Source organism: Pectobacterium sp. S5 (assembly GCF_051707265.1).
Lineage (GTDB): Bacteria > Pseudomonadota > Gammaproteobacteria > Enterobacterales > Enterobacteriaceae > Pectobacterium > Pectobacterium polare.
On the sequence record NZ_JAULSZ010000001.1, the window covers coordinates 1,979,857 to 2,005,529 of the forward strand.

22 protein-coding genes are annotated in these 25,673 nt (G+C 53.0%); 15 read left to right on the forward strand and 7 right to left on the reverse strand.

What is annotated here, in order from left to right; genetic code table 11:
- The first annotated feature begins 267 nt into the window (after positions 1-267).
- The 5 genes from QWJ20_RS08915 to QWJ20_RS08935 all read left to right on the forward strand — a co-directional run bounded on the left by QWJ20_RS08915 (position 268) and on the right by QWJ20_RS08935 (position 5,701).
- Entirely contained in the window at positions 268-1,245 is a 978-nt protein-coding gene (locus tag QWJ20_RS08915; RefSeq protein ID WP_433992326.1) for a TRAP transporter substrate-binding protein, read from the forward strand.
- Between the two features lie 114 nt (positions 1,246-1,359).
- Complete coding sequence (locus tag QWJ20_RS08920) at positions 1,360-1,866, forward strand: TRAP transporter small permease (protein ID WP_433992327.1); 507 nt, start codon at positions 1,360-1,362, stop codon at positions 1,864-1,866.
- A 15-nt stretch (positions 1,867-1,881) separates the two neighbouring features.
- Positions 1,882-3,174: a TRAP transporter large permease gene (locus QWJ20_RS08925; protein WP_039482152.1), complete on the forward strand. Its 1,293-nt coding sequence runs from the start codon at positions 1,882-1,884 to the stop codon at positions 3,172-3,174.
- A gap of 339 nt (positions 3,175-3,513) precedes the next feature.
- Positions 3,514-4,704, forward strand: a complete 1,191-nt coding sequence (metC, locus tag QWJ20_RS08930; protein ID WP_433992328.1) for a cystathionine beta-lyase — start codon at positions 3,514-3,516, stop codon at positions 4,702-4,704.
- 337 nt (positions 4,705-5,041) lie between these two features.
- Positions 5,042-5,701: a DedA family protein gene (locus tag QWJ20_RS08935; RefSeq protein ID WP_039482158.1), complete on the forward strand. Its 660-nt coding sequence runs from the start codon at positions 5,042-5,044 to the stop codon at positions 5,699-5,701.
- Between the two features lie 29 nt (positions 5,702-5,730).
- Here QWJ20_RS08935 and QWJ20_RS08940 read toward each other — a convergent pair whose 3' ends face one another.
- Entirely contained in the window at positions 5,731-6,699 is a 969-nt protein-coding gene (locus tag QWJ20_RS08940) for an AraC family transcriptional regulator (RefSeq protein ID WP_433992402.1), read from the reverse strand.
- Positions 6,700-6,931: 232 nt separating this feature from the next.
- On the opposite strand from QWJ20_RS08940, the gene QWJ20_RS08945 reads away from it, so the two are divergent.
- The 3 genes from QWJ20_RS08945 (at position 6,932) to dkgA (ending at position 9,949) form a co-directional block, all read left to right on the forward strand.
- Complete coding sequence (locus QWJ20_RS08945; RefSeq protein ID WP_174871753.1) at positions 6,932-7,672, forward strand: NADPH-dependent oxidoreductase; 741 nt, start codon at positions 6,932-6,934, stop codon at positions 7,670-7,672.
- Positions 7,673-7,675: 3 nt separating this feature from the next.
- Positions 7,676-8,839: an alcohol dehydrogenase gene (gene yqhD, locus QWJ20_RS08950; RefSeq protein ID WP_433992329.1), complete on the forward strand. Its 1,164-nt coding sequence runs from the start codon at positions 7,676-7,678 to the stop codon at positions 8,837-8,839.
- Positions 8,840-9,121: 282 nt separating this feature from the next.
- Complete coding sequence (gene dkgA / locus QWJ20_RS08955) at positions 9,122-9,949, forward strand: 2,5-didehydrogluconate reductase DkgA (RefSeq protein WP_095701347.1); 828 nt, start codon at positions 9,122-9,124, stop codon at positions 9,947-9,949.
- Positions 9,950-9,997: 48 nt separating this feature from the next.
- Here the strand turns inward: dkgA and QWJ20_RS08960 are convergent, their stop codons facing one another.
- The 6 genes from QWJ20_RS08960 to QWJ20_RS08985 form a co-directional block, all read right to left on the reverse strand.
- Positions 9,998-10,735, reverse strand: a complete 738-nt coding sequence (locus QWJ20_RS08960; RefSeq protein WP_433992330.1) for a GntR family transcriptional regulator — start codon at positions 10,733-10,735, stop codon at positions 9,998-10,000.
- Between the two features lie 386 nt (positions 10,736-11,121).
- The gene (ftsP, locus tag QWJ20_RS08965) at positions 11,122-12,537 is read right to left on the reverse strand and encodes a cell division protein FtsP (protein WP_039482173.1); all 1,416 of its coding nucleotides are present in this window, start codon (positions 12,535-12,537) and stop codon (positions 11,122-11,124) included.
- A 102-nt stretch (positions 12,538-12,639) separates the two neighbouring features.
- Positions 12,640-13,377, reverse strand: a complete 738-nt coding sequence (locus QWJ20_RS08970; RefSeq protein ID WP_039482176.1) for a 1-acylglycerol-3-phosphate O-acyltransferase — start codon at positions 13,375-13,377, stop codon at positions 12,640-12,642.
- Between the two features lie 150 nt (positions 13,378-13,527).
- The gene (gene parC, locus QWJ20_RS08975) at positions 13,528-15,798 is read right to left on the reverse strand and encodes a DNA topoisomerase IV subunit A (protein WP_127157069.1); all 2,271 of its coding nucleotides are present in this window, start codon (positions 15,796-15,798) and stop codon (positions 13,528-13,530) included.
- Between the two features lie 278 nt (positions 15,799-16,076).
- Positions 16,077-16,514, reverse strand: coding sequence for an SUKH-3 domain-containing protein (locus tag QWJ20_RS08980; protein WP_433992331.1), 438 nt, complete (start codon positions 16,512-16,514; stop codon positions 16,077-16,079).
- A gap of 36 nt (positions 16,515-16,550) precedes the next feature.
- The gene (locus QWJ20_RS08985) at positions 16,551-17,201 is read right to left on the reverse strand and encodes a hypothetical protein (RefSeq protein ID WP_433992332.1); all 651 of its coding nucleotides are present in this window, start codon (positions 17,199-17,201) and stop codon (positions 16,551-16,553) included.
- 301 nt (positions 17,202-17,502) lie between these two features.
- On the opposite strand from QWJ20_RS08985, the gene QWJ20_RS08990 reads away from it, so the two are divergent.
- The 7 genes from QWJ20_RS08990 (at position 17,503) to QWJ20_RS09020 (ending at position 25,666) form a co-directional block, all read left to right on the forward strand.
- A complete protein-coding gene (locus tag QWJ20_RS08990; protein ID WP_433992333.1) occupies positions 17,503-19,905 on the forward strand; it encodes a TonB-dependent hemoglobin/transferrin/lactoferrin family receptor in 2,403 nt (800 codons plus the stop codon).
- 423 nt (positions 19,906-20,328) lie between these two features.
- Positions 20,329-21,879: a BglG family transcription antiterminator gene (locus QWJ20_RS08995; RefSeq protein ID WP_433992334.1), complete on the forward strand. Its 1,551-nt coding sequence runs from the start codon at positions 20,329-20,331 to the stop codon at positions 21,877-21,879.
- A 48-nt stretch (positions 21,880-21,927) separates the two neighbouring features.
- Positions 21,928-22,407: a PTS sugar transporter subunit IIA gene (locus QWJ20_RS09000; RefSeq protein ID WP_109410559.1), complete on the forward strand. Its 480-nt coding sequence runs from the start codon at positions 21,928-21,930 to the stop codon at positions 22,405-22,407.
- 13 nt (positions 22,408-22,420) lie between these two features.
- Positions 22,421-22,735, forward strand: a complete 315-nt coding sequence (locus tag QWJ20_RS09005; protein WP_010280229.1) for a PTS fructose transporter subunit IIB — start codon at positions 22,421-22,423, stop codon at positions 22,733-22,735.
- A gap of 26 nt (positions 22,736-22,761) precedes the next feature.
- Complete coding sequence (locus tag QWJ20_RS09010; RefSeq protein WP_010280227.1) at positions 22,762-23,853, forward strand: PTS fructose transporter subunit IIC; 1,092 nt, start codon at positions 22,762-22,764, stop codon at positions 23,851-23,853.
- A gap of 11 nt (positions 23,854-23,864) precedes the next feature.
- The gene (locus tag QWJ20_RS09015; protein WP_433992335.1) at positions 23,865-24,716 is read left to right on the forward strand and encodes a class II fructose-bisphosphate aldolase; all 852 of its coding nucleotides are present in this window, start codon (positions 23,865-23,867) and stop codon (positions 24,714-24,716) included.
- An 89-nt stretch (positions 24,717-24,805) separates the two neighbouring features.
- Entirely contained in the window at positions 24,806-25,666 is an 861-nt protein-coding gene (locus QWJ20_RS09020; protein WP_095993488.1) for a ketose-bisphosphate aldolase, read from the forward strand.
- Positions 25,667-25,673 lie beyond the last annotated feature (7 nt).

Here is a 25,673-nt window from a genome sequence, read left to right on the forward strand (position 1 = left end):
TATTCCTATAAGTCAAATAGGAATAAAATCCATATAAAACAGCATTTCATATTAGCTTTTTCTTTTGTGACACGAGTCATTCTACGAAGTTGTATAATAGGTTAGCTTAACTCGCAGAGAATACTGACACACGCCACAATAATACGTAATAGGCGGTCGTCTTCTCATCATTAAACCCACTCTTCATTACGCTATTTTTCATGGGTTTATATTTTTAAATCACCATTTGATTATCGATAATGTCACCCCACCTCTGGAGATAATTCAATGAAGCTGTCGAAAACATTGATCGGCGTTTGTCTGGGTTCTACTGCGCTCCTGATGAGCCAAGCGATTCAGGCACAACAAATTAAAGCCTCTGATGTTCACCCTGAAGGATATCCTAATGTCATCGCCGTTCAGAAAATGGGAGAAAAATTAAAAGCCGCCACAAATGGCAGGCTGGAAATTAAAACCTTCCCCGGCGGGGTATTGGGTGATGAAAAACAAATGATTGAGCAGGCACAGCTCGGCGCGATTGATATTATCCGTGTATCAATGACGCCCGTTGCCGCTATTTTACCGGAAATAGAAGTCTTCACGCTGCCCTATATTTTCCGTGATGAAGATCATCTGCATAAAGTGCTGGATGGAAAAATCGGTCAGGAAATTGGTGACAAGATTACTCATAGCAGTAAATCAAAATTGATTTTTCTGGGCTGGATGGACGCGGGAACGCGTAACTTAATCACCAAACAACCGGTGGTGAAACCAGAAGACCTGAAGGGCATGAAAATTCGCGTGCAGGGTAGCCCGGTCGCGCTGGCAACGCTAAAAGCGATGGGGGCCAACTCGATTGCCATGGGCGTCAGCGAAGTCTTCAGCGGTATGCAAACCGGCGTAATTGACGGCACCGAAAATAACCCACCAACGTTTGTCGCACACAACTACCTGCCTGTCGTGAAAAACTATACCTGGAGCCGCCACTTCATTATTCCTGAGCTGTTCCTGTATTCCAAAACCAAATGGGACAAACTTTCTAAAGAGGATCAGGATCTTATCCTGAAGCTAGCGAAAGAAGCGCAGCAAGAACAGCGCGTGCTGTGGAATGAATATACTCAGCAATCTCTGGATAAAATGAAAGCCGGTGGCGTTCAGTTCCATGAAATTGATACCGAGTACTATTTCAAAGCCACGCAGCCCGTCCGCGATCAGTTTGGTGCCAAATATCAGGATCTGATTAAAGCCGTCGCTGACGTCCAATAATCAGTACCTCATCTCAGCGGATAAATAGCCTGCTATTTATCCGCCACCATTAATAGCCTGATATCAACAATGATCCTTTGCTTATCACCCAGCGAAGTGAGTATAGGTGGACAAATGGCACAGTCTTATCTTTCCAGCATGGATGTACTCTATCGTATTGCCATGTGGGTTTCTGGTCTGGCGTTATTAATTATGACGCTTGTTATTCCTGTCGGCATATTCGCACGCTATGTTTTAAATGCCGCATTATCCTGGCCAGAACCCATTTCTATTATTTGTATGGTGACGTTTACTTTTGTCGGTGCCGCAGTCAGTTACCGTTCCAACTCACATATTTCCGTCAGTATGTTGACCGACAGATTGCCAGAGGCCGGTAAGAAGGTTTGCGTTCATCTTGCGAATCTCCTGATGCTGTTAATCAGCCTGTTTATTCTCTATTACAGCACCGTGCTCTGCATGGAATTATGGGAACAGCCCGTCGCGGAGTTTCCATTATTAACCGCAGGTGAAAGTTATTTGCCGCTGCCTATTGGCTCATTCATCACCGTGCTGTTCATCATCGAAAAAATGTTCTTCGGCCCGCAGGATAAACGCCCTGTGGTAATGCTTGGCAGTGCTTAATTCGGAGCCAATACCATGGATGCATTTATTCTTATTGCCACACTGGCCGTGCTGCTGGCGGTCGGCGTTCCCGTCGCCTACGCGGTAGGGCTGAGCGCGATTGCTGGCGCGTTCTGGATCGATCTGCCGCTTGAGGCCGTCATGATTCAGATTACCAACGGCGTGAACAAATTTTCGCTGCTGGCGATCCCTTTCTTTATTCTGGCTGGGGCGATTATGGCCGAAGGCGGTATCGCTCGTCGGCTGGTCAGCTTCGCGTATATTTTTGTCGGTTTTATTCGCGGCGGCTTATCGCTGGTTAACATCGTCGCCTCGACATTTTTTGGTGCGATATCCGGCTCTTCCGTAGCGGACACGGCTTCTATCGGTTCGGTGATGATCCCAGAAATGGAGAAGAAAGGTTATCCGCGCGACTTCTCCGCCGCCGTCACCGCCAGCGGCTCCGTGCAGGCGATTTTGACACCGCCGAGCCACAACTCCGTGATCTACTCGCTGGCAACCGGCGGTACGGTTTCCATTGCTTCGCTGTTCATTGCGGGGATCCTGCCTGGCCTGCTGCTCAGCCTAACGCTGATGGTGATGTGCGTCGGCTTCGCACATCGTCGGGGCTATCCAAAAGGCGAACGCGTACCGTTCCGTCAGGCGCTGAAAATCTTTGTCGATACCCTGTGGGGATTGATGACGGTGGTCATCATCATGGGCGGGATTCTGTCCGGCATTTTCACCGCAACTGAGTCTGCGGCCATCGCCTGCCTATGGTCCTTCTTCGTGACCATGTTTATCTACAAAGACTATAAGTGGTCAGAACTGCCCAAGCTGATGTACCGCACGGTAAAAACCGTCACGATCGTGATGATCCTGATCGGCTTCGCCGCCGCGTTCGGTGCCATCATGACCTACATGCAGCTGCCGAGCCGCATTACCGAGTTTTTCACCTCCATTTCGGATAACAAGTACGTCATCCTGATGTGGATTAACATCATGCTGCTGCTACTTGGCACGCTGATGGACATGGCACCGCTGATCCTGATCCTGACGCCCGTTCTGCTGCCCGTCGCCCTCTCGCTCGGCATCGATCCGGTGCATTTCGGCATGATCATGCTGGTGAACCTTGGGATCGGCCTGATTACACCGCCGGTGGGGTCGGTGCTTTTCGTCGCCAGTGCGGTGAGTAAGCAGAAAATAGAACAGGTCGTTAAAGCGATGCTGCCCTTCTACTGCGCGCTCTTCTTTGTGCTGATGCTGGTCACCTATATTCCGGCCATCTCGCTCTGGCTGCCTAAGTTCTTTGGCGTCCATACGGGTTAACGCACGCCCAATTGCGCCATGTTGTTCGCAGCAATGCAGAAGAACATGGCGCTTTCCCTGCATTTTCTGACCTGAAATATTTTCACCTACTTCCGACCTTCTCACCACAAAACGGGCAGAAAGCCCGTTCTCCACGGGAATGCCAGCAGTGCGGAGCATTTTTCCGCGGTGACAAAACCCGCCCACACGCCGCCCAAGCCGTGATAACGTAGACCTCATCAATCGAACGCTTATAAATCCAATCATGCCCCGCCCCGCCATTCCCTCCGCGTTCGCCGTGGGGAATCGTCGGCGTAGTGAGTCATCCGGCAGAACTGAACAGAAAAGGTGATAGTGGTTATGACAAGCAAAAAAACGGCAACAGCATTAGTCGCCGCAGGACGCAGCAAGAAATTCACCCACGGCTCCGTCAACCCCGTTATTCAGCGCGCGTCCTCTCTGGTATTCGATACCGTGCAGGACAAAAAAAACGCCACGATTAACCGAGCAAAGGGGGCGCTGTTCTATGGCCGCCGCGGTACGCTGACCCACTTTTCGTTTCAGGAAGCGATGGTTGAACTGGAAGGCGGCGCGGGCTGTGTGTTGTACCCGTGCGGTGCAGCAGCTATCTCTAACGCCATTCTTTCTTTCGTCTCAGCAGGCGATCATGTGCTGGTGACCGGTTCGGCCTATGAACCCACGCAGGGTTTCTGCAATAAAGTCCTCAGCAAAATGAACGTTAGCACCACCTACTTTAACCCGCTGATCGGTGCCGATATTGCCGAGCTGATCCAGCCTAATACCAAAGTGGTCTTTCTCGAATCGCCCGGCTCCATCACGATGGAAGTACACGATGTGCCAGCCATCGTACAAGCTGTGCGCCGTATCAATCCCGATATTATTGTCATGATTGATAATACCTGGGCGGCAGGCATTTTATTCAGAGCATTCGACTTTGATATTGATATCTCCATTCAGTCCGCCACCAAATATATCGTCGGCCATTCCGATGCCATGATAGGCACGGCAGTTGCTAACGAACGCTGCTGGGCACAGCTGCGTGAACACTCTTACCTGATGGGACAAATGGTTGATGCCGATACCGCTTATCTCGCCAGCCGTGGCCTGCGCACATTGGGCGTGAGACTCAAACAGCATCAGGAAAGCAGCATCCGCATTGCGAAATGGCTGTCGGAGCAACCCGAAGTCGCGGTGGTTAACCACCCTGCCTTACCAGAGTGCAAAGGGCATGAATTCTATGTCCGCGACTTTAAGGGCTGCAACGGCTTGTTCTCCTTTGTGTTGAAAGAGAAATTGAGCAAAGAAGCGTTGGCGCACTATCTGGACAACTTTGAGCACTTCAGCATGGCGTACTCCTGGGGCGGCTTTGAATCGCTAATTTTGGCGAATCAGCCGGAAGATCTGGCTGCCATCCGCCCTGCTGGCGGCGTGGATTTTACCGGCACTCTTATTCGGTTACATATTGGACTTGAAGACAGTGACGATCTGATTGACGATCTGGCCGCGGGTTTCAGCAGACTGAGCGCTTAGTCTGGCAAGTCGTCAGTGGGCTCAGTTAGCCAAACGACAGGAAATAAATACAGGTAGGAAACAAAATAGAGAAAGTGTGACGGCCATAAAGCCGCCGCGTCTTGATTTCCCCTGCGGCGCGGTGGGTAATGCGTTATGATAATAATGAGTCAACGCTTACCAAAAACCGCGTTACCTTAACCAAAATTAAGCATTAAGCCCTGTCGCATTCTCATTATGCGGCAAGGCGTTTTGCCCATACCGATTTTAGGGCTTGATAAGCAGTAGATTTCAGGTAGCCCAGCGTCCCACGCCGCAGCCTGAGAGATAGTGAATATCGTCACTGGCGGGAAGTAATATGAGTGTGGTTCACGACATTATTCAGGCGCTCTGGCAGCAGGATTTTAGTGCACTGGCCGATCCCCACGTTGTTTGGGTGGTTTACGGCATTCTGTTCACGACACTGTTTCTGGAGAACGGCCTGCTCCCTGCCTCTTTTCTGCCTGGCGATAGCCTGTTGCTGCTCACGGGTGCCATGATTGCCAAAGGCGTGATGAGCTTTTTCCCTACCATGATTCTGCTCACCATCGCCGCCAGCCTCGGCTGCTGGCTCAGCTACCTTCAAGGGCGCTGGCTGAGTGATACGCGCTTGGTAAAAGGTTGGCTGTTGCAGCTTCCTGCCCATTACCACCAGCGTGCTCATAACTTGTTTCACCGCCACGGCCTGATGGCGCTGCTGGTTGGCCGCTTTTTAGCGTTCATCCGCACGCTGCTGCCAACGATGGCGGGCATTTCCGGGTTAAACAATACACGTTTTCAGATTTTCAACTGGCTCAGCGGGCTGCTGTGGGTCGGGGGGATTGTCACGCTCGGCTATGCGCTCAGCCACATTCCGCTGGTCAAACGCTATGAAGATCAGGTGATGACCGCGCTGATCCTGCTCCCGATTATTTTGCTGGTTAGCGGCCTGATTGGCATGGCTGTCATGGTGTGGCGCAAAAAACGTGCGGTCGCCTAATCGGGCAACGGCACGCTTTCTTCACGTCTTCAGCTTTCCTCAACCGCCAGGTTACTGGCCTTTACTCTCGTGACTTCATCGCTCGGCGTCGCGCCGAAATAGCGCTTAAATTCCCGGCTAAACTGCGACACGCTCTCATACCCGACGCGAGCCGCCGCAACGCCCGCTCTCAGCCCCTCGCTGATCATCAGCACACGCGCTTTATGCAAGCGATAGGATTTCAGGTACTGCAACGGTGATGTGTTGGTGACGGCTTTGAAGTTGTGATGAAACGCCGAGACGCTCATGTTCACTTCAGCCGCCAGCTGTTCCACATTCAGGCTATCGGCATAGTGGTTTTCAATACGTCGCAGAGACTTGGCAATCTGGCTGAAGTGCGTATGCCGATTCACCAGCGCCTGTAACGCCGCACCGCGTTCACCGCAGAGCATATGATAGATAATCTCGCGCACAATCGCCGGGCCCAGCACGCGGGCATCACGCGGGTTATCCATCGCATCCAGCAGCCGTTCAACGGCGCACAGAATCTCATTGGTCAACGGCACGCTGTTCACTCCACACGTGCAGGCACAGGGGCGGATCGCACTGTCGTCATCACCGATGTCGATCAGCAAATCCTGAAGCATCTGGATATCAATACGGATCGCCATCCCCACCAGCGGGTGTTCAACGCTGGCTATCGTTTCACATTCGAACGGCAGCGGCACGGTCATCAACAGGTAGTTTTCCGGGTCATACTGGAACGTTTTCCCGCCCAGATAACCAATCTTTTGGCCCTGAAAAATGATGACGATCGTCGGCTCATACATCACCGGCACACGCGGATGGTGCTGTTCCGTATAAAGAATTCTGACCTGCGGGACGAGCGAAGGCGTAGCCCAGCTTTTGGTTGAACAGCGTATTGCCTGCTGCACAATACGCTGCCGCACCGTCTGTTCTGCTGGCTCCTGAACTATTGTTTTCTGAACAAGCCGCTCGCCTTGGCTTTCCGTCAACATGCATTGGGTTTGCGTCAAAATGGTGTTCTCTCGCTACGGGTTCGCTTTTCCTGTCCGAAGCCCCTCTCCTGACAGAAGAAACAAAATGACATACCTGCGAACTATTATCACCCTTTTCTCCTATATTTTGGAGAAATAGGCAACAACCAGACAGAAATGTGCATTGAACGTCTTACGTAGGTTGATGACAATATTGAGCATACCGCCATCCCCTCATCCCACGGGAAAAGACATGAATAAAACGATTGAGCTGTTCACCTCACACCGCAGTGAACGTAGCTATCTTGATAAAGCGATTCCCGATGACGTGCTGGATGCCATTATTCAGTCCGCGCATCTGGCACCAACCTCCGTGAACTCTCAACAGGTCTCGCTCATCGTCACCCGCGACCCGCAACGCAAAGCGCACATTGCCGAATTGGCTGGCGGCCAGCCGTGGATTGCCCAGGCACCGGTCTTCATTACCGTGGTGCTGGACATGCATAAAACGCAGGTCGGGATTGCCATGAGCGACAAGCAACAGCACGCGCATGAAAGCCTCGAAAGCCTGATTTCCGGCACAACGGATGTCGGCATCGCGCTCGGCACGCTGATGGCCGCCGCACGCTCGTTTGGACTGGGCATCGTCCCAATTGGCGGTATTCGTCGCGACCCACAGGCGATGATCGACTTTCTGGAACTGCCTGAACTGACGTTCCCCGTTGCAGGCGTCGCGATCGGCTACGTGGATACCCCGGCGCATCAGAAACCGCGCCTGCCGCTGAATTCCTTCCGCCATGATGAAACCTATCATCAGGACGTTCTGCCTGCGGCGATTGAGCAATATAACCAAACGCTGGTGGCACACTGGCAGCAAACCAGCCGCACAGACGGCGACAACTGGGGTGATAACACCGCCAGCTACTATCAGCACATTTACTTCCCGAAAGTCTTGCCCGCGATCCTCCAACAGGGCTTTAAACTGGACAAATAACCTATGCTAAATTTCACACTCCATACCCCTACCAAGATTTTGTTTGGCGAAGGCCAGATTGCTGAATTAGGCAAAGAAATTCCTGCCGATGCCCGTATCCTCATCACCTACGGCGGCGGCAGCGTGAAGCACAATGGCGTGCTGGATCAGGTCTATCGCGCCTTACAAGGCCGCAATGTCCGCGAATTTTCCGGCATTGAGCCGAACCCGACTTACGAAACGCTGATGAAAGCCGTCGAGGTCGTTCGGGCGGAGAAGATTGACTTCCTGCTGGCAGTTGGCGGTGGATCTGTCGTCGACGGCACGAAATTTATCGCTGCCGCCGCAGATTATCAGGCCGCGCAAGACCCGTGGCATATTCTGCAAACCGGTGGCGCAGAAATCGATCGCGGCGTTGCGATGGCGGCTGTGCTCACCCTGCCTGCGACCGGTTCGGAATCCAACAATGGTGCGGTCATCACGCGTAAATCGACCAACGATAAGCTCGCTTTCCGCTCACGCCACACGCAGCCGCTGTTCGCCGTGCTCGATCCGGTCGTAACCTACACCCTGCCCGCTCGCCAGATCGCGAACGGCGTAGTCGATGCCTTCGTTCACACCGTTGAGCAATACCTGACGTATTCCGTCGATGCCAAAGTACAGGACCGTTTTGCGGAAGGTTTACTGCTGACGCTGGTTGAAGAAGGCCCGCGCGCACTGGCTGAACCGGAGAACTACAAGGTCAGAGCCAATGTGATGTGGAGCGCCACCATGGCGTTGAACGGCCTGATTGGCGCAGGCGTGCCACAGGACTGGTCAACCCACATGCTGGGACACGAATTAACGGCGCTGCACGGCCTTGACCATGCCCAGACGCTGGCTATCGTTCTGCCCGCCATGCTGGCGGCAAGAAAAGCCCAGAAGCGCGACAAGCTGCTGCAATACGCTGAGCGCGTCTGGAACCTGCGTGACGGTAGCGAAGATCAACGCATCGACGGCGCGATTGCCGCTACGCGTGACTTCTTCGAGACAATGGGCGTGCCGACCCGCCTGTCTGACTATCAGTTGGATGGCAGCTCCATTCCGACAATGGTGGCCAAACTCAGCGAGCACGGCCTGACGGCTCTGGGCGAGCATCGCGACATCACGCTGGAAGAAAGCCAGAAGATTTACGAGGCGGCGCGTTAAGCGCCTCTGACCCAAATCATTCGAGTGACAGGAGAAAACGCTATCGTTTAAACCACGCCTATATCAGATGATATACCCTCAATGCTGTGTCTGTTAAAGGGAGCCAATCGGCTCCCTTTATCATCATGCAATGTATAGCCGACGAATTTTTCTACTAGAATGAAATCATATGCCTGTTCCTGAGAGGGATCACGTTGCCCTATTTTCGTGATATGAACAGGTCGCCCATCCAGTTAACCCTATGATACTTTTATGGATTAACGGATATAAAAGGAGAATGAGATGACGCAACCGAAAGTTAAGCTGGCGGACGGCAATATCATGCCCCAGTTGGGCCTTGGTGTCTGGCGAGCAAGCAGTGAGGACACGGTGATCGCCGTGACTGAAGCATTGTCCATCGGTTATCGGGCGATCGATACCGCCGCGATTTATAAGAACGAGGAGGCCGTTGGTCAGGCACTGAGTTCCGCGAACTTGCCGCGTGAAGAGGTGTTCATCACCACTAAGCTCTGGAATGGCGATCACACCGATCCCCAAAAAGCGCTGGAAGAGAGCCTGAGAAAACTTCGGTTAGATTATATCGATCTCTACCTGATTCACTGGCCGCTCCCGCAACAGAACACCTTCGTGGATGCCTGGCGCGGACTCATCAAACTCCAGGAACAGGGTCTGGCGAAAAGTATCGGCGTCAGTAATTTCCATATTCACCACTTACAGCGGCTAAAAGAAGAAACAGGCGTACTGCCGGTCATCGATCAGGTCGAGCTACACCCTCTTCTTCAGCAAAGACAGCTCCACGCCTGGAATGCTACCCACCATATCCAGACAGAATCCTGGAGCCCGCTGGCGCAGGGCGGCGAAGGCGTCTTCGACCATCCGATTATCCGTAAACTGGCGACAAAATACGGCAAAACGCCGGCACAGATCGTGATCCGCTGGCATCTGGACAGTGGGCTGGTGGTGATTCCTAAATCGGTCACGCCATCGCGTATCAAGGAAAACTTCGAGGTGTTTGATTTCCGCCTGGATAAAGACGAGCTCAGTGAAATTGCCAAGCTGGACTCCGGGAAACGTCTGGGATCAGACCCTGACGAACCGAGAAACGACTAATCTGCCTTCGATGCCAGCCTTCACCGGGCTGGCATTTTTCTTCTTATCCTAATCAGCAAACTGAATCTCATACACATCACTACGGCAATGTGCTTCGCTGTATTCCAGCAGTTCACCCCGTTCGTTATAAACATGCAGTTCGCAATACAGCGCTGGAGCCTCCGCCGCGATACCAAGAAGCGCAGCGATTTCTGCCGTATAGGCAATCGCTTTGAAACGATAGCGTTTTTTGTCCGGCGTGATGCCACGCGTCATCCAATATTGATAGAGAGACTGCTCAAGCGCTTCGGGATCAGGTAGGAATTCTTGCGGTATCCAGGTGGTTTCCAGCGAAACGGGTTCGCCATTGCTGAGCCGGACGCGTCGCAGATAGGTGACGGCCTCGCCTTCCGGCAGAGACATTTTCGCGGCGATGGCGGCGGGTGGAACCTGTATTGCTTTTTCTAACCAGAGGCTGCCAGCGACGCCGCCTTGTTTCAATATCAGCGCGGTGAACCCTTCATCCTCGGCGCTCAACGCGTAGTTAAGCCGTTGAGCCACGCGGGTTCCCACCCCTTGCTGGCGCACAATCAGCCCTTTTTCTTCCAGCAGTGACAGGGAACGGGAAACCGTTACGCGCGATAATCCCAACTGCTGCGCAATCAGTCTTTCGGCGGGTAAGAACTGGCCGGATAACGTCTTACGACGGCTGATTTCTGATTCAAGCAACGACGCGAGCTGCATGTAGCGAGGCGCCGACGGCGCTCCAGCCAGCTGATCTCTGACCCAAAGCAGTAATTCCCGCATAGTGCAGCCCTTTTAGTGACGCAGCGTTCTGGCTACGTACAGGTTAAAACAGAAAGTGAACCTGATTTCATGGCGAAACGAAACGTTCGGACTTTGACATTGTTGTAATAAAAGATGTTCTTTTAGCACGAATCAGACCCGAAACAGCACGCGACGCAAAACGCAATTCACCCTTAATTAATAGCAACATCAATATATAAGGTATCGTCCGCACGGCTTAGCATCTTTAATTTTGGTTTGTCTGAATAGAGGTGGATCACATTAAGAAACAGATAAGTCTCGGAAGCGTTGCCGTCTGACGAGCGAGCGGCGCGTCAGACGCGGCAGCCGTCACATTTGTCACGGCGGAGAGGTCACGCGGAGAAGCTGGCAGGCTATAGGTTGGTTTACATCGCAGACTGTACGATGAGCTGTCCCGTCGAGCCGCGATCGGCCAGTTCCAACGTCTGGCTGTAATACAGGAAAGGGAACGCCAGTGAGGAAGGCTGCGTGAAATAAACCAGCAGCTCGACATCGTTATCCACCCACACCGTATCTTTCCAGCCGCTGTCTTCCACCGCCGGTGGTCTACCATTCGCGCTGCGCACCAGGAACTTGACGCCCTGAATGTGGAAGGCCTGCGCCGTGTCGGCGTGGATAATCCAGCGCTCACAGCGACCAAGCTGGGTTTGTACATCGGCACGCGTCATGTCCCACATCGCGCCGTTGATGCCGGGCAAACTGTCACCCAGACGGAATTCGCGCGTGCGGCTGATGCTGCCTTCAATGATGTTGTCGGCCAGCAAACGCATCGGCAGGTTATCCGTGACTAATGGCAACAGCCCCGTCGGCTTCAGCGTAAGTATTTGAGTCGAAATCAGGATGCTGGAAGGCTCAAACAGCCCGCGCAGACGATCCATAATCCCAGCCGACTCACCTGCCGTTAGCGTAACTTCTTCGCCTTGCGACATGTCGACCAGAATTTCGCGCCGTTCGCCGGGTGCGAGAGAAAGCTGGTTCACCGCCATCGGTGCCGGTAGCAGCCCTTGATCGCTGGCGATCACATGCATCGCTCGCCCATCGCTCAACCGCATCACGTAACGCCGGGAGTTCGAGGCGTTCAACAGTCTCAGGCGAACCCAACCACGGGACACTTCAACAAAGGGATTTTGCACGCCGTTGACGAGCAGCGAGTCCCCCACGAACCCACCGTTAGAAGGCGGGTTATAGAGAGGGACACCAAAGTTATCCAGTCGTTTATCCTGAATAATCAACGGGAAATCATCGACACCGTAGTGATTGGGAAGCGGTAGGGATTTACTGGTGCTGTCTTCCACCAGCCATAGCCCAGCCAGCCCGTTATAGATATGCGGGGCCATGCGGTTCGGCGTATTCGCATGATACCAGCAGGTCGCCGCGGGCTGACGAACGGGCAACACCGGTGACCAGTCGTTTCCTGGAGAAATGATACGAGCCGCGCCACCCATCAGCGGCCCCGGCACCTGCAACCCGCCGATCGTCATCGCGACAGGCTCATTCAGGCGGTTACTGTAAATCAGCTTAACGTCGTCGCCGTCATACACTCGCACCGTCGGCCCTAAATAGCGGCCATTGATTCCCCAAATGGAGGTCTTACGGTCACCGGAGAATGCCCAATGAGCACGCTGCATGGTCAGAAAAAGAGGCTGGCCTCGGCGCGACTCCAGTAATGGCGGTATCGGCAATGCGCCGGGATTCCCACTGGCTTTAGCTGCCAGTGGCGTCATACCCGCACATAATGCAATGCCCGATGCCTGAATAAACTGACGTCGGCTGAGTGACATAATGACTCCGTAAATCCAATAAACCGTAAGCAAAGTTTATCTTCCGATTCGTTCTTGAATAGACAATCGGAAGAAATAATAGAGTAACTCGATGGGATAATTTTATTTTTTGTCTGCTGCTTCGCGCGCCGCGACTTCCGCATCCAGTTCCGCAATCTTGGCAGCCATCACATCATGGCAATGTGCAGCCAGCTCGCGAACCTGCTCTTTGGTATATGCGCGGGTATCGATGGGTGGCAACATTTCTACGATAACGAGTCCGTTATTCCAGCGGTTCAACTTCACCTTATTGCTGGTCGTAGAAACGCAAATCGGCACAACCGGCACGTCTGCGCTAATCGCGGCATGAAAGGCACCGGTTTTGAAGGGCATCAGGCCGCGTCCACGGCTGCGCGTACCTTCGGGGAACATCCAGATAGACGTGTTGCGTTCTTTAATATGCTTCACAACCTGGGCAATGGTGCCATGCGCTTTAGCGCGGTTTTCACGGTCAATCAGCAAGTTACCCGTCAGCCAATACAGTGGCCCGAAGAACGGGATCCACAGCAGGCTTTTCTTGCCTACAGTAACGGTACGAGGCTGAACCGCGCTAGATACCGTGACCATATCGTAGTTGTTCTGATGATTCGCGATATAGATGCAGTTGCCGTAATGCGCAGCTTCTTCCGGTATCCGCATTTCTACTTTCAGGCCAAACACCACGGACAAGCGACCAAAAAGATGGCCGAAGGTCGCGACATGGCGGGGATTTCGAGGGCTGAACAGGCAGTAAAACAAGCCAAAAATACAGATCAAAATCGAAAATATAATGACAATAAAAAAACGCAAAATGGATAACATAGCAACCTCATTAGCCGACAGCCGCCGCTAGTATAGCGATTCCGCGCTAAAACACACGGTGATTCAATTTGCGGCAGGATGGCAACTGGAAACTAAAGAAAGGCGGTATGACACCGCCTTTCTCAACATGCACAAGACAATACGGAGGCGTTATTCTTCGCTGCTGCCGGTGCTAATTTGCTGCGGTGCATCCACCTCAATTCGGTCGATGCGCTGTAGCCCACGCAGCAACGTGCCTTTCCGCCCACGCTCGCCCTGATACTTCTGAAGCTCGTTTGGACGCAGCACCAGCTTACGCTTACCGAAGTACAGCGTGACTGAAGCCTGTGGTGGCAGCAGATACAGCCAGGTCAGGCGGTCTTTACCTTCCGCAAAATCAGCCGAGGAGATGGACACAATCTTGTTGCCCTTGCCTTTCGACAGCTGTGGCAGGTCGGAGACAGGGAACAGTAGCATTCTGCCTGCGGCGGTGATCGCCATCAGCAGGTTGTCGTCGCCGTTAATCTCGATCGGTGCCAGCGCCTTCGCGTTATCCGGCAGCGTAATAATCGCTTTACCCGCGCGGTTACGCGCGACCAGATCGTTGAAGGTACACACGAAGCCGTAGCCTGCATCGGATGCCATCAGCAGCGGCTGATCGTCTGCGGCCATCAGCACCTGTTCAATCGTCGCGCCCGGCGGCGGCGTGAGTTTGCCCGTCAGCGGCTCACCCTGACCGCGTGCAGAAGGCAGCGTGATCGGATCCAGCGCATAGCTGCGGCCAGTGGAGTCAATGAACACCACGGGCTGATTGCTCTTGCCTTTCGCAGCGGCACGGAAGCTATCGCCCGCTTTATAACTCAGTCCGGCAGGATCGATATCATGCCCTTTCGCGCTACGTACCCAGCCCATTTCCGACAGCACAATGGTAACCGGTTCGGACGGCACAAAGTCGTGCTCGCTCATCGCTTTCGCTTCGCCACGCTCACGCAGCGGAGAACGACGATCGTCACCATAGGCTTGCGCATCGGACTGAATTTCTTTCTTAATCAGGTTGCTGAGCTTACGGTCTGACGCCAACAGTGCTTGAAGCTGATCGCGCTCTTTTGCCAAATCACCCTGCTCACCGCGGATTTTCACCTCTTCCAGCTTGGCCAAATGACGTAATTTCAGCTCCAGGATCGCTTCGGCCTGTGTTTCACTCAGGCTGAACTGGCGCATCAGAACGGGCTTCGGCTCATCTTCCGTGCGGATGATATGAATGACTTCATCAATATTCAGGAACGCGATCAGCAAACCTTCAAGGATATGCAGGCGCTTGAGCACTTTTTCCAGACGGTAGTTCAGGCGGCGACACACGGTGTCACGACGGAAGACCAGCCATTCGCTCAGGATCTCGACCAGCCCTTTCACGCTAGGACGACCATCCAGACCGATCATGTTCATGTTAACGCGATAGCTTTTTTCCAGATCGGTCGTGGCGAACAGGTGGTTCATCACCTGATCCATATCGATCCGGTTCGAGCGCGGCACCAGCACCAGACGGGTTGGATTCTCGTGATCGGATTCATCACGCAGGTCTTCGACCATCGGCAGCTTCTTCGCACGCATCTGGCTGGCAATCTGCTCCAGCACTTTGGCACCGGAAACCTGATGTGGCAGCGCGGTAATCACGACATCACCGTCTTCTTTCTTCCACACCGCGCGCATACGCACGGAACCACGGCCATTCTGGTAGAGTTTGCGCACTTCATCGCGTGGCGTGATGATTTCGGCTTCCGTCGGGAAATCCGGCCCTTGAACATGCTGCAATAACTCTTCCAGCGAGGCCTTCGGATTTTCCAGCAGCATCACGGCGGCGGCGGCGACTTCACGCACGTTGTGCGGCGGTATGTCCGTGGCCATGCCGACGGCGATCCCGGTGGTGCCGTTCAGCAGAATATTAGGCAGACGCGCAGGCAGCATCTTCGGCTCTTGCATCGTGCCGTCAAAGTTCGGGGTGTAATCGACCGTGCCCTGCCCGAGTTCGGACAGCAGCAGTTCCGCATATTTAGACAGCCGCGATTCGGTATAACGCATGGCGGCGAAGGATTTCGGATCGTCCGGCGCCCCCCAGTTCCCTTGACCATCCACCAGCGGATAGCGATAAGAGAACGGCTGCGCCATCAGCACCATCGCTTCATAGCAGGCGCTGTCGCCGTGCGGGTGGTATTTACCCAGCACGTCACCCACGGTACGGGCGGATTTTTTAAACTTGGCGCTGGCATTCAATCCCAGCTCGGACATCGCATACACGATGCGACGCTGCACAGGCTTCAGGCCATCGCCAATGAACGGCAATGCCCTGTCCATGATGACGTACATGGAATAATTTAGGTATGCATTTTCGGTAAACGTGCGCAGCGCAAGGCTTTCTGCGCCGTCATGAGTCATCTCACTCATTTATCTCACTTCCCTCACATCGCGGCGCGATGGTTACGCTTTCCGGCACGCCATAGCGGCGGTATGTTTGGCGGGAATAGTACCTTATCTGATGAGGTGATGTCACAGGGAACCATTCGCAGCCAATCACGCTACAGGGAACGCTGTCGTCTCAGAAAATCATCACCCCGGACGATGATCGGTGTGAATCCGACGGCTGCCGGAGAAAGTCGTTAGCGGTAGCGATGAACGCTCGGATGATCGGCGGTAATCGTTTCACCATAGATGGAAATTGACGGCTAGTCTGGCCGCCGCATCTCTTTCCCCCTGCGGCCAAGCAGAATACGTTCAACGGCGACACCGAAAGACGCACCTTCAAACCAGAATGAATCATCTACAAAGCTCATGCCGTAGCAGACTCCCACGTTATCCATCAGCAGAGCACCGTGCGCATGATGGGTTTCGCCGACAAGAATCAACGTTGTGTCCAGAATACGTTGCCATTCCAGCAGCGTTTCATCCTGCTGCAAACCTTCCTTGCCGCCAAAAACGATATCGCTGGTGGCACACTCTTCTCCTGCATCGCACTCCCCAACCGTCAGCCCGCTGAACGTGAGCAGGATGGCAGAGGCCGGATGATTCTCAGGCACAAACGGCGGAATTGATTGCGTTTCGGCACGTGGCCAGCCTGCTGCGTGAAACAATGGAAGTACGGATTTGGGGATTTCAATCGACATCGTTAGTCATCTCGTCATTGTGGTAAAAGAATAAAGTCAGCGTTGATTTTTCAGCCGCTGACGAATAGCGCGTATTGTACTCGTCCTTATCGTTTCATACGGTGAAACCAGATCGCGATGGTTTGACAACCGTTCCAGAGACGATGAATCGCCAACGCCACGGAGCGCACAGAATATCAGGAAGGTCTGGTGTTCCGACGTTGCCAGCGGTAACAGCCGCATCAGGAAAGCGCGCACCGCCGCAGCCTGCTCGTCCGTCGCCACAACGCCGTCTTTGATGCTCAGGAGTAAGTTAAAGGTAGAAGTAAGACGCCATGCCGTTTCGGGCGCTAACTCAGGTGCCTGCATGACGCCAGCAAAGAAAGCCATCAATGCATTCACCGCCGCGTGTGATCGAAGTTCTTCAAGCAGGCCAATCACATACGCGGCATTGTCAGGTTCGGCCGCCAAGACGCCGAGAGCGTCAGTTCCTTCTTCTGCATAAGCACCTGCAATTTCAGCCCATTTCGCTAACGGAACAACATGTGTGCCGTCGGGCAAATAGGGTGAGTGAGACCAGCCAAATTCATCGGACAGCCGATTAAGTTCATCGCGTAACCCTGGCACACGCGCTTTCGCTGCGGCAAGAATATGCTCAACCTCAAGCGTGTTACGCCGAGCCTTCGACCTAAGTGCAGAGATTTTCATCTATATAAATACCCTATCAACCCTCAGAGCAGTCAGTTTCGTAAGTCGGTAATGTCATTACGCCTCATTGATTCATCGCCCGTCGCTTCCGTTTTGATAGCAAACATACCGTTTCATTAAGAATTATTCATCATCGTTGCAACATCAGATGATAATGCTTAGCATATTGATAATAATTATCATTACCACATGATAATTAATGTTATTCGCCGTTTTGCATTTCCCTTGCAGACGTTAGCGACCAGCACGCCATGTTTCCCCAACGCCGCTGGCCAGAACAACCTTATAGCAGAGTATCATTATGTTAATTAACAAGAATTTAAATAAAATTCTTCTCACCGGCATCTTGACTGGCGTCGCGCTGAATAGCATGGCAGCGGATAGCACCACAGGTAACAACGCACTCAACGTGAAGAACCAAGACGATTCGGCGGCGAAAACGGGACAGACTGACGATGTGATGACGGTTCACTCGCCAAAAGTCGAGAAAAAAGCCGGTTCAAGTACGACGCTGACTGCCGCAGATATGCAAAGAGAAGGCGGCAACAATTTCGGCACGATCATGCGTTATCAACCCCTGGTGAGCGCAACCGGGTCCAGCGGCGGCAGTAATACAGGGAAAAGCGGCTTCGACCGCGGCGGTTACACGGGCTACAACATTCGCGGCATTGAAAGTAACCGTGTTGCGATCGATACCGATGGTATCGCCCTGCCCAATGCCACGGGCCGCAGCTACGCCAGCCGTGCCGGATTCAATACCTTCGGGATGGGACGCGACTATATCGACCCTTACCTGTACAGCAGCGTCGATATTGAGTCGGGCGTTACCTCCGCAGAAAATACGGTCAACGCACTCGGAGGCAGCGTCTCCTTTCGCCCCAAATCTGCCGATGACTATCTGAAAGCAGGCAAGCAAGACTACTTCGGTTTTCAGAGCGACTACGACTCCGCCAACCACGGTTGGCACAATGGCATCACGGCAGCAGGCGGTGATGACGAACTGCGCGGTGTGGTCGTATTTAGCCGCCGTGACGGCCAGCAAACACGTAATAACAGCGACGAGATCGCCGCTTACCCCGCCAACTGGCACTCTAACGCCATTTTAGCGTCCGGCATTTGGCAGGCTAACGACGAGCATCAGCTCACCGGTACGCTGGATTATTACCATAAAACCAACCACACCCATTATGACTACTGGGGTAGTCTGCCAAGCGGCAACAACACCATTTACGGCACAGCGCAACAGAGCAGCCAGACACGCCGTTGGACCGCCAGCCTGAAAGATCGCTGGACGCCCGTTAACAACACGTTGGTCGATTTGGTTGATAGCCGCATTTACTTCCAAAACAGCGAATCACACGACAATACCTGGCTGCCCGCAACCACAGGGATGGCGGCGGCAGATAGCCACCGGGTCTATTCCGACTACAATGTCACCACTTATGGATTCGATACCCATATGGTGAAAAGCTGGGATCGCCACGAGTTCAGTTGGGGCCTTAACGCCAGCCAAAGCAAAACAGAGCGTCCGTTCAGGCAGTCGCCTAACCAAACGGGTGCCAACAACATCATGCAGCCGGAAGCCGATAGCAACAGCTATACCGTTGGAGGCTTTGTGCAGGATACCGCTACGTGGGATCTGGCGGGGCACGCCTTCTCGGTTGTGCCTGCCGTGCGCGCCATCCATCAGCGTACCAAACCGGCTAATACGACTCGCCTGAGTGGTGACGGCAGTGTCATCAGTGAATCCGATGTCAACAGACTGTACGGCAAAGCCAACAGTGATACGCAAGTTCTGCCGTCTCTGAGTTTCCTCTACGACATCACGCCGACGCTGACGACCTATGTGCAGTACCGCCGTGGCGCGCAGTTCCCGGATGCCAGCCAGCTTTACGGCAGCACCAACCTGGATTCCAACTTTGCCGGGCCGTTCCAGTATGCCTTTATCGGTAATAGCGACCTCAAAACGGAAACCAGCAACAACGTAGAGTGGGGATTAAAAGGGGAAGCGACAGAGGGAATCACCTTCCGTACGGCGCTGTTCTACAACACGTATAAGAACTTTATCGCCAATACCCGCTACCGCCGTAGCGCTAACCCCGATAAATTTACCAACGTTCCAAGTAATATCAGTACGATATATCAGGCAGAAAACCGTGATAAGGCTTATATCTACGGCGGCGAAATCAGCAGCAAAATACAGCTAGGCACCTGGTTCCCAGCGGTCGATGGGCTCAGCACCACGCTGGCGTTTGGCTACACCAAGGGCCAATCGCAATCGCGCTACCTCGGCGACCGCTATGTCGATCTCGACAGCGTCGCGCCAATGAAAGCCGTGATAGGTATCGCCTACGACGATCCTGCTCAGCGCTACGGTGCTGCCCTGACGTCGACCTTCCAGAAAGGGAAGCAGGCGAAGGATACCAGCCGCGAAAGCTATACCAATGCTGGCAACGCGGTCGCCACCTCAAATACCGAATATATGCGGATTCCCGGCTATGGCATGGTTGATCTGACCGCCTACTATCGCATTAGCAAGAACGTGAAAGTCAACGGTGGCGTGTATAACCTGACTGACCGTAAATATTGGGATTATCTCAGCAGCCGTCAGATTGAAACCAACGATCGGCAGGGGCAGTATGACCGCGCCCTCTCCGTGCAACCTGGCCGTTCCTTCCAGCTGGGTGTGAATGTGGATTTCTAATCCGCATCACTCACGCTGTCATTGAACAGGCGATGCCTCATTCGGTATCGCCACCATTCAGGCAAGAATGCGAACCGCGGCTTTCTTGCCTTTTATTTTCCTCTACACGCTCTTCCCGCCACGGCCCGTTTAATTACGCCAACATCGTTATTTTCACAGCATTAAATAATGAATATGCCGATGAAAATGTCGGACTTAAATAACGTGATCGCGATCTCAATTACTATTCAGTCAACGCCATGTTTTAATTTTGTCCTATTCAGCGGACAGCATTTAGTATTGTCCCTATCGACTATCACGACTAGATTAATCACTACAGCATCCTATTTAAATAAACCAAAAGAGAAAATAAAACAGGAAATTATTTAGAAAAAATTATCAATTCGATAAGCATCAGAAAATCTAAAGACAAATGAGGGTAATATGATGCAGCCACTCACCTCCCGCCAGAACCGTTTATTGAAATATCTGTTACAACACCAGGGATACGTAACGGTTAGAGATATTGCACATTACCTGGATGTGTCGGAAAAAACGGTCTATCGTGATATGCAATTTGTTGAAGCCTTCCTTTCTGTCTGGAATATTTATCCAGACAAAAAGGTCGGTGCGGGCATTATGTTAACAACGGATGACGACCGACACCTCGCGTTGCTGGAACAGCAAATTGTCGTGGACGACGGGGACACCGATGCCCTAATCAACAATGCTCGCCGCGTCAAAATTGCCTCGCAGCTGTTAAGCGATACGCCTCATGAAACATCCATCAGTAAGCTGTCTGAGCGCTATTTTATCAGCAGCGCTTCTATCGTTAACGATCTGAAAATCATCGAAAGCTGGCTACATCCGCTGGGGCTGTCGCTAGTGCGCAGCCAGAGCGGCACGCACATTGAAGGCAGTGAAAATCAGGTGCGTCAGGCGATGGCCTCGCTCATTAATGACGTGATGCACCATAAAGAACCCGGCCCGCTTAGCCATTCTCGTCTCGACCCCGGCAGCTATAAGGCGCTGATTCATTATTTCGGTGAAGAAGACGTGTCCTTCGTCGAATCGCTGTTACAGAGCATGGAGCGGCAGCTTTCTTATCCGCTCGGCGAGCCTTATTACATCAACATTTTCACCCATACCTTAATTATGATGCACCGCATTGCGCAGGGAAAAGCATTAGTGATGGCGGAAGAATCGGTGCATCAGCAGGTTGATAACCGCATCTTCTCCATCGCTCAAAATATGGTGAGCCAAATAGAGCAGCGGGTCGAGAGCACGCTGCCTTCGGATGAAGTCTGGTTCATTTACCAATATATTATTTCATCAGGCATTGTGATGGAGGAGCGGGAAAATAACCAACTGCTGCGTTATCAATTCTCTAACGGTGAATCACGCAGAATCACGCGCGCCTTGACGCAGATATTTTCTGATTTAATTAATGTCGACTTGCGCACAGATAAGTTATTACATGAAGGGCTACTTATTCACATCAAGCCGTTACTGAACCGATTAAAATATCAAATACATATTCGCAACCCGTTACTAGACGATATCAAAAGCGAGTTTATCGATATTTATGAAATGACGCAGCAAGCCATGAGCGAAGTCTGCCAGCGGTTTCAATTAAAACCGGTCGCTGAGGATGAAGTCGGCTATTTGACCATTCATTTTCAAGCCGCGCTGGAACGACAAATTGCCCATAAACGTATTCTGGTGGTGTGTTCCAGCGGCGTAGGAACATCACATCTGTTGAAAAACCGTATTCTGCGCGCGTTTCCTGACTGGATTATTGTTGGCGTAATCTCTGCCAGTAATATGCAGGCATTTTGCCAACAGGAAGAGATTGAGCTGATTATTTCCACGATTCATCTGGAAGAGCAACACATTCCCGTCGTCTATGTTTCCGCCTTTTTTAATGACGATGACATTAAGCGCGTTACCGAAAAAGTTATCGCTAATCAATTGCATCAGGCCGTCCCTCACTGATTATCGGCCTAACGTTAGTTTTTTAATTTTATAGATGAGGTGTGATCAATGGATATCAATAAAATACTGAATGCCAATCGCGTGAAGTTAAACATGTCCGCAACCAGTAAAGACGAAGCCATTAATGAATTAACCGAGTTGCTGTATGCCGATGGGGCCATTACCAATAAACAGGATTTTATTCACGATGTCTGGTTACGCGAAGCGGAAGGATCGACCGGTTTTGAAAACCATATTGCGATCCCTCATGGGAAATCCTCTGCCGTCAAACAGACCACGCTCGCGATTGGCCGCACCCGTCAGGATATTCCCTGGGAGACGCTGGACGGTAGCCAGGTCCGCTGCATTATTCTTTTTGCCGTGCGTCTGGAAGATCAGAACACGACACATATTCGCCTGCTGTCTCAGGTTGCCAGTGCACTGGCCGATGATGAGGTGATTGCCCAACTGCTCGACGAATCCGATCCCCATAAAATTATTCGGCTGTTTAGTCAGTATGCAGAAACAGCTCCCGTCACTCCGACATAAGACGAGGCTCAAAATGAATATTGTTTGTGTTGCCGCCTGCACGGCCGGTATTGCGCATACCTATATCGCACGCGAGAAACTCATTAAGGGTGCGAACGCCTTAAATTACGCCATTAAAGTGGAAACCCAAGGCACCATTGGCACTGAAAATGAATTAACGCCCGAGGAGATAGCCGCAGCCGATGTCGTTATTCTGGCCATCGATATCAAAATAACAGGCGAAGAACGATTTAAGGGTAAACCCGTCGTTCGGGTAAAAACGGAGGTCGTTATTAAATCTCCCATTAAATTTCTGGAAAAAGTCGCTAGTTCTTTAGCGGGTGCCTGAATAGCTAATTTTTCGGGGTAATCATAATGAACACCAGAAAAATCACTGTTGGACAGGAAATAAAACGGCATCTCCTTACCGGTATTTCCTGGATGATTCCGCTGATTGTCGCCGCCGGGATCTGTATTGCACTCGGTCAGGTTATCGGCGGCCCGGATGTCGGCAAGCAAACCGGCAGCATAGCGTGGATGCTCAACCAGATCGGCGGCTGGGGCATGGGGCTGATTGTGCCGCTGATCAGCGCCGCTATCGCTTACTCCATTGCCGACCGACCCGGCTTCGCTCCCGGCCTGATCGTGGGCTTTATCTGCGGCCAGATTCAAACCGGGTTTATCGGCGGTATTCTCGGCGGCTTCTTAGTCGGCTATACCGTGCTGCTGCTGCGCCGCTACATCAAACTGCCCACCTCGATGCAGGGGCTGATGCCCGTCATGATCCTGCCGCTACTCAGCACCATCATCGCCGGGCTACTGATGATGACGTTTATCGGCCAGCCCATCGTCTGGCTGCAAAAAGCGCTGATTCATCTGCTGGAATCCATGCAGGGCGGCTCGAAATTCCTGATGGGGGCGATTTTGGGGGCGATGGCAACCTTCGATTTCGGCGGACCGGTGAACAAAACAATGTCGCTCTTCGCGGACGGCATGCTGGTCGATGGCATCTACGGGCCGGAAGCCGTCAAATTTGTCGGCTCAATGATTCCGCCTTTCGGCATCACGCTGTCCTTCCTACTGACCCGCTACAAATACACCCGCGCTGAAAAAGAGGCGCTGAAAGCCGCCTTCCCGATGGGGATCTGCATGATTACCGAAGGGGTGATTCCGATTGCCGCACGCGACCTGTTCAGAGTCGTCGCCAGCTGCGTTGTCGCCTCGGCCATTGCGGGCGGGCTCATTATGGTCTGGGGCGTGGAGGCGCCCGTGCCACACGGCGGCATGTTTGTGGTTCCGCTGTTTACCAAGCCGCTGATGTTCTGTCTAGCGCTCGGTATCGGTACGGTCATCTGCGGCGTGATGCTGTCGCTGATTAAGAAACGCGTCACACAGGCAGATGAAGAGTTCGACGACGTTGACGACAGCAGCGTGCGTGACGAAGACATTAAATTCACTCTCGAATAACAGGAGCCGCCATGTATGCCGCAATGAAAGCCCTCATTGATGACGCGTATCAACAGCAGTATGCCGTGCTCGCCATCAACTGTTTCAATCTGGAGACCGCCCGTGCGGCGATTGCCGCCGCCGAGAAACAGCGTGCGCCGCTGATTCTTAATGTGTATCAGGGTCACTGCGCACACTTTCCACCGCATCTCGCGGTGCCGCTGGTCAACGCGCTGGCCGAGCAGGCCACTGTTCCTGTAGCGCTCAGTCTGGACCACGGCACAGCTTTCAGCCTGATTGGGCAGGCGTTCCGCGCCGGTTTTACCGGACTGATGATCGATGCCTCCAGCCACCCGCTAGCAGAAAACATCCTGCGCACCCAGCAGGTAGTGACCATCGCCGCGACCGCGGGCGTCTGTGTGGAAGGCGAGCTTGGGCATATCGCCGATGCGCCCGTCTACGACCAAGAGGATGCCGCGGTGAAAATGACGCAGGTGGAAGACGTCGCTCCCTTTATCCACCAAACCGGTATCGACCTGCTTGCCGTGTCGGTCGGCACCGCTCACGGCATTTATCCACCGGGGGTGACGCCACAGATTAATTTTGAGCGTCTCGAAGCCCTGCATCAGGCATCGACCGTGCCGCTGGCGCTGCACGGCGGCAGCGGCACCAAGGCCGACGACATTCGCCGCGTCAGCCGCCACGGCGTCGCCAAAATCAACGTCGGCGCGGCCGTTTTTGAGGCCGGCAAAACCGCATTGCAGCAGGCGCTGCATCAGCACCCGACAACAGAGCTGTCCGACCTGCTGGCGACGATGGAATCTGCCTGCCGCGATGTGGTCGCCGATTACCTCAGTTGGTCAGGTTCCGCCAACCAAGCCTGACCGTTCGCACTTTACCGACTTTCGCCATCAGTGGTTTTCCACTGGTACAGGAACGCTTTGCCCTTTATTCGATACAGGAGAGACATAACATGTTGATTTCAATGACCGACATCCTAAAACCCACGCGTGAGCATCGCTTCGCTATCGGCGCCTTTAACGTGGCCGACAGCTGTTTTATCCGCGCCGTGGTGGAAGAAGCAGAAGCAACGCATACCCCAGCCATTATCTCTATCCACCCGAGCGAGCTGGAATTCGTGACCGATGAATTCTTCGCCTATGTGCGAGAAAGAACGCTGCGCAGCCCGGTGCCGTTTGTCATTCACCTCGATCATGGCGCGTCGATCGCACACGTTCTACGCGCCATTCAGTGCGGGTTTACCTCCGTGATGATCGACGGCTCGCTGCTGCCTTATGAAGAAAACGTGGCGCTCACGACCGAAGTGGTGAAGCTGGCGCATGCCGTTGGCGTTTCCGTGGAGGGGGAATTAGGCACGATTGGCGATACCGGCACCACGATAGAAGGCGGCGTCAGCAAAGTAATCTACACCGATCCCGAGCAGGCGGAAGATTTCGTTAACCGGACCGGCGTTGATACGTTAGCCGTCGCTATCGGCACCGCGCACGGCATCTATCCCAAAGACCTGAAGCCAGAGCTGCAAATGCATATCCTGCGGGATATCTCGCAGCGGGTTTCGATCCCACTCGTCCTGCACGGTGGTTCCGCCAACCCAGACGCCGAAATTGCCGAAGCGGTGACGCTTGGCGTGGGCAAAATCAATATCTCCAGCGACATGAAATTCGCCTATTTCCAGAAAGCGCGGGAAATCCTCAGTCGTGAAACCTGGTGGGATCCTAATGCCATCTATCCGGAACCGATTAACGCGGCAAAAGAGGTGATTCGCTACAAAATGGCGCTCTTCGGCTCAATAGGAAAAGCCGATTTATATTGATTCGCTA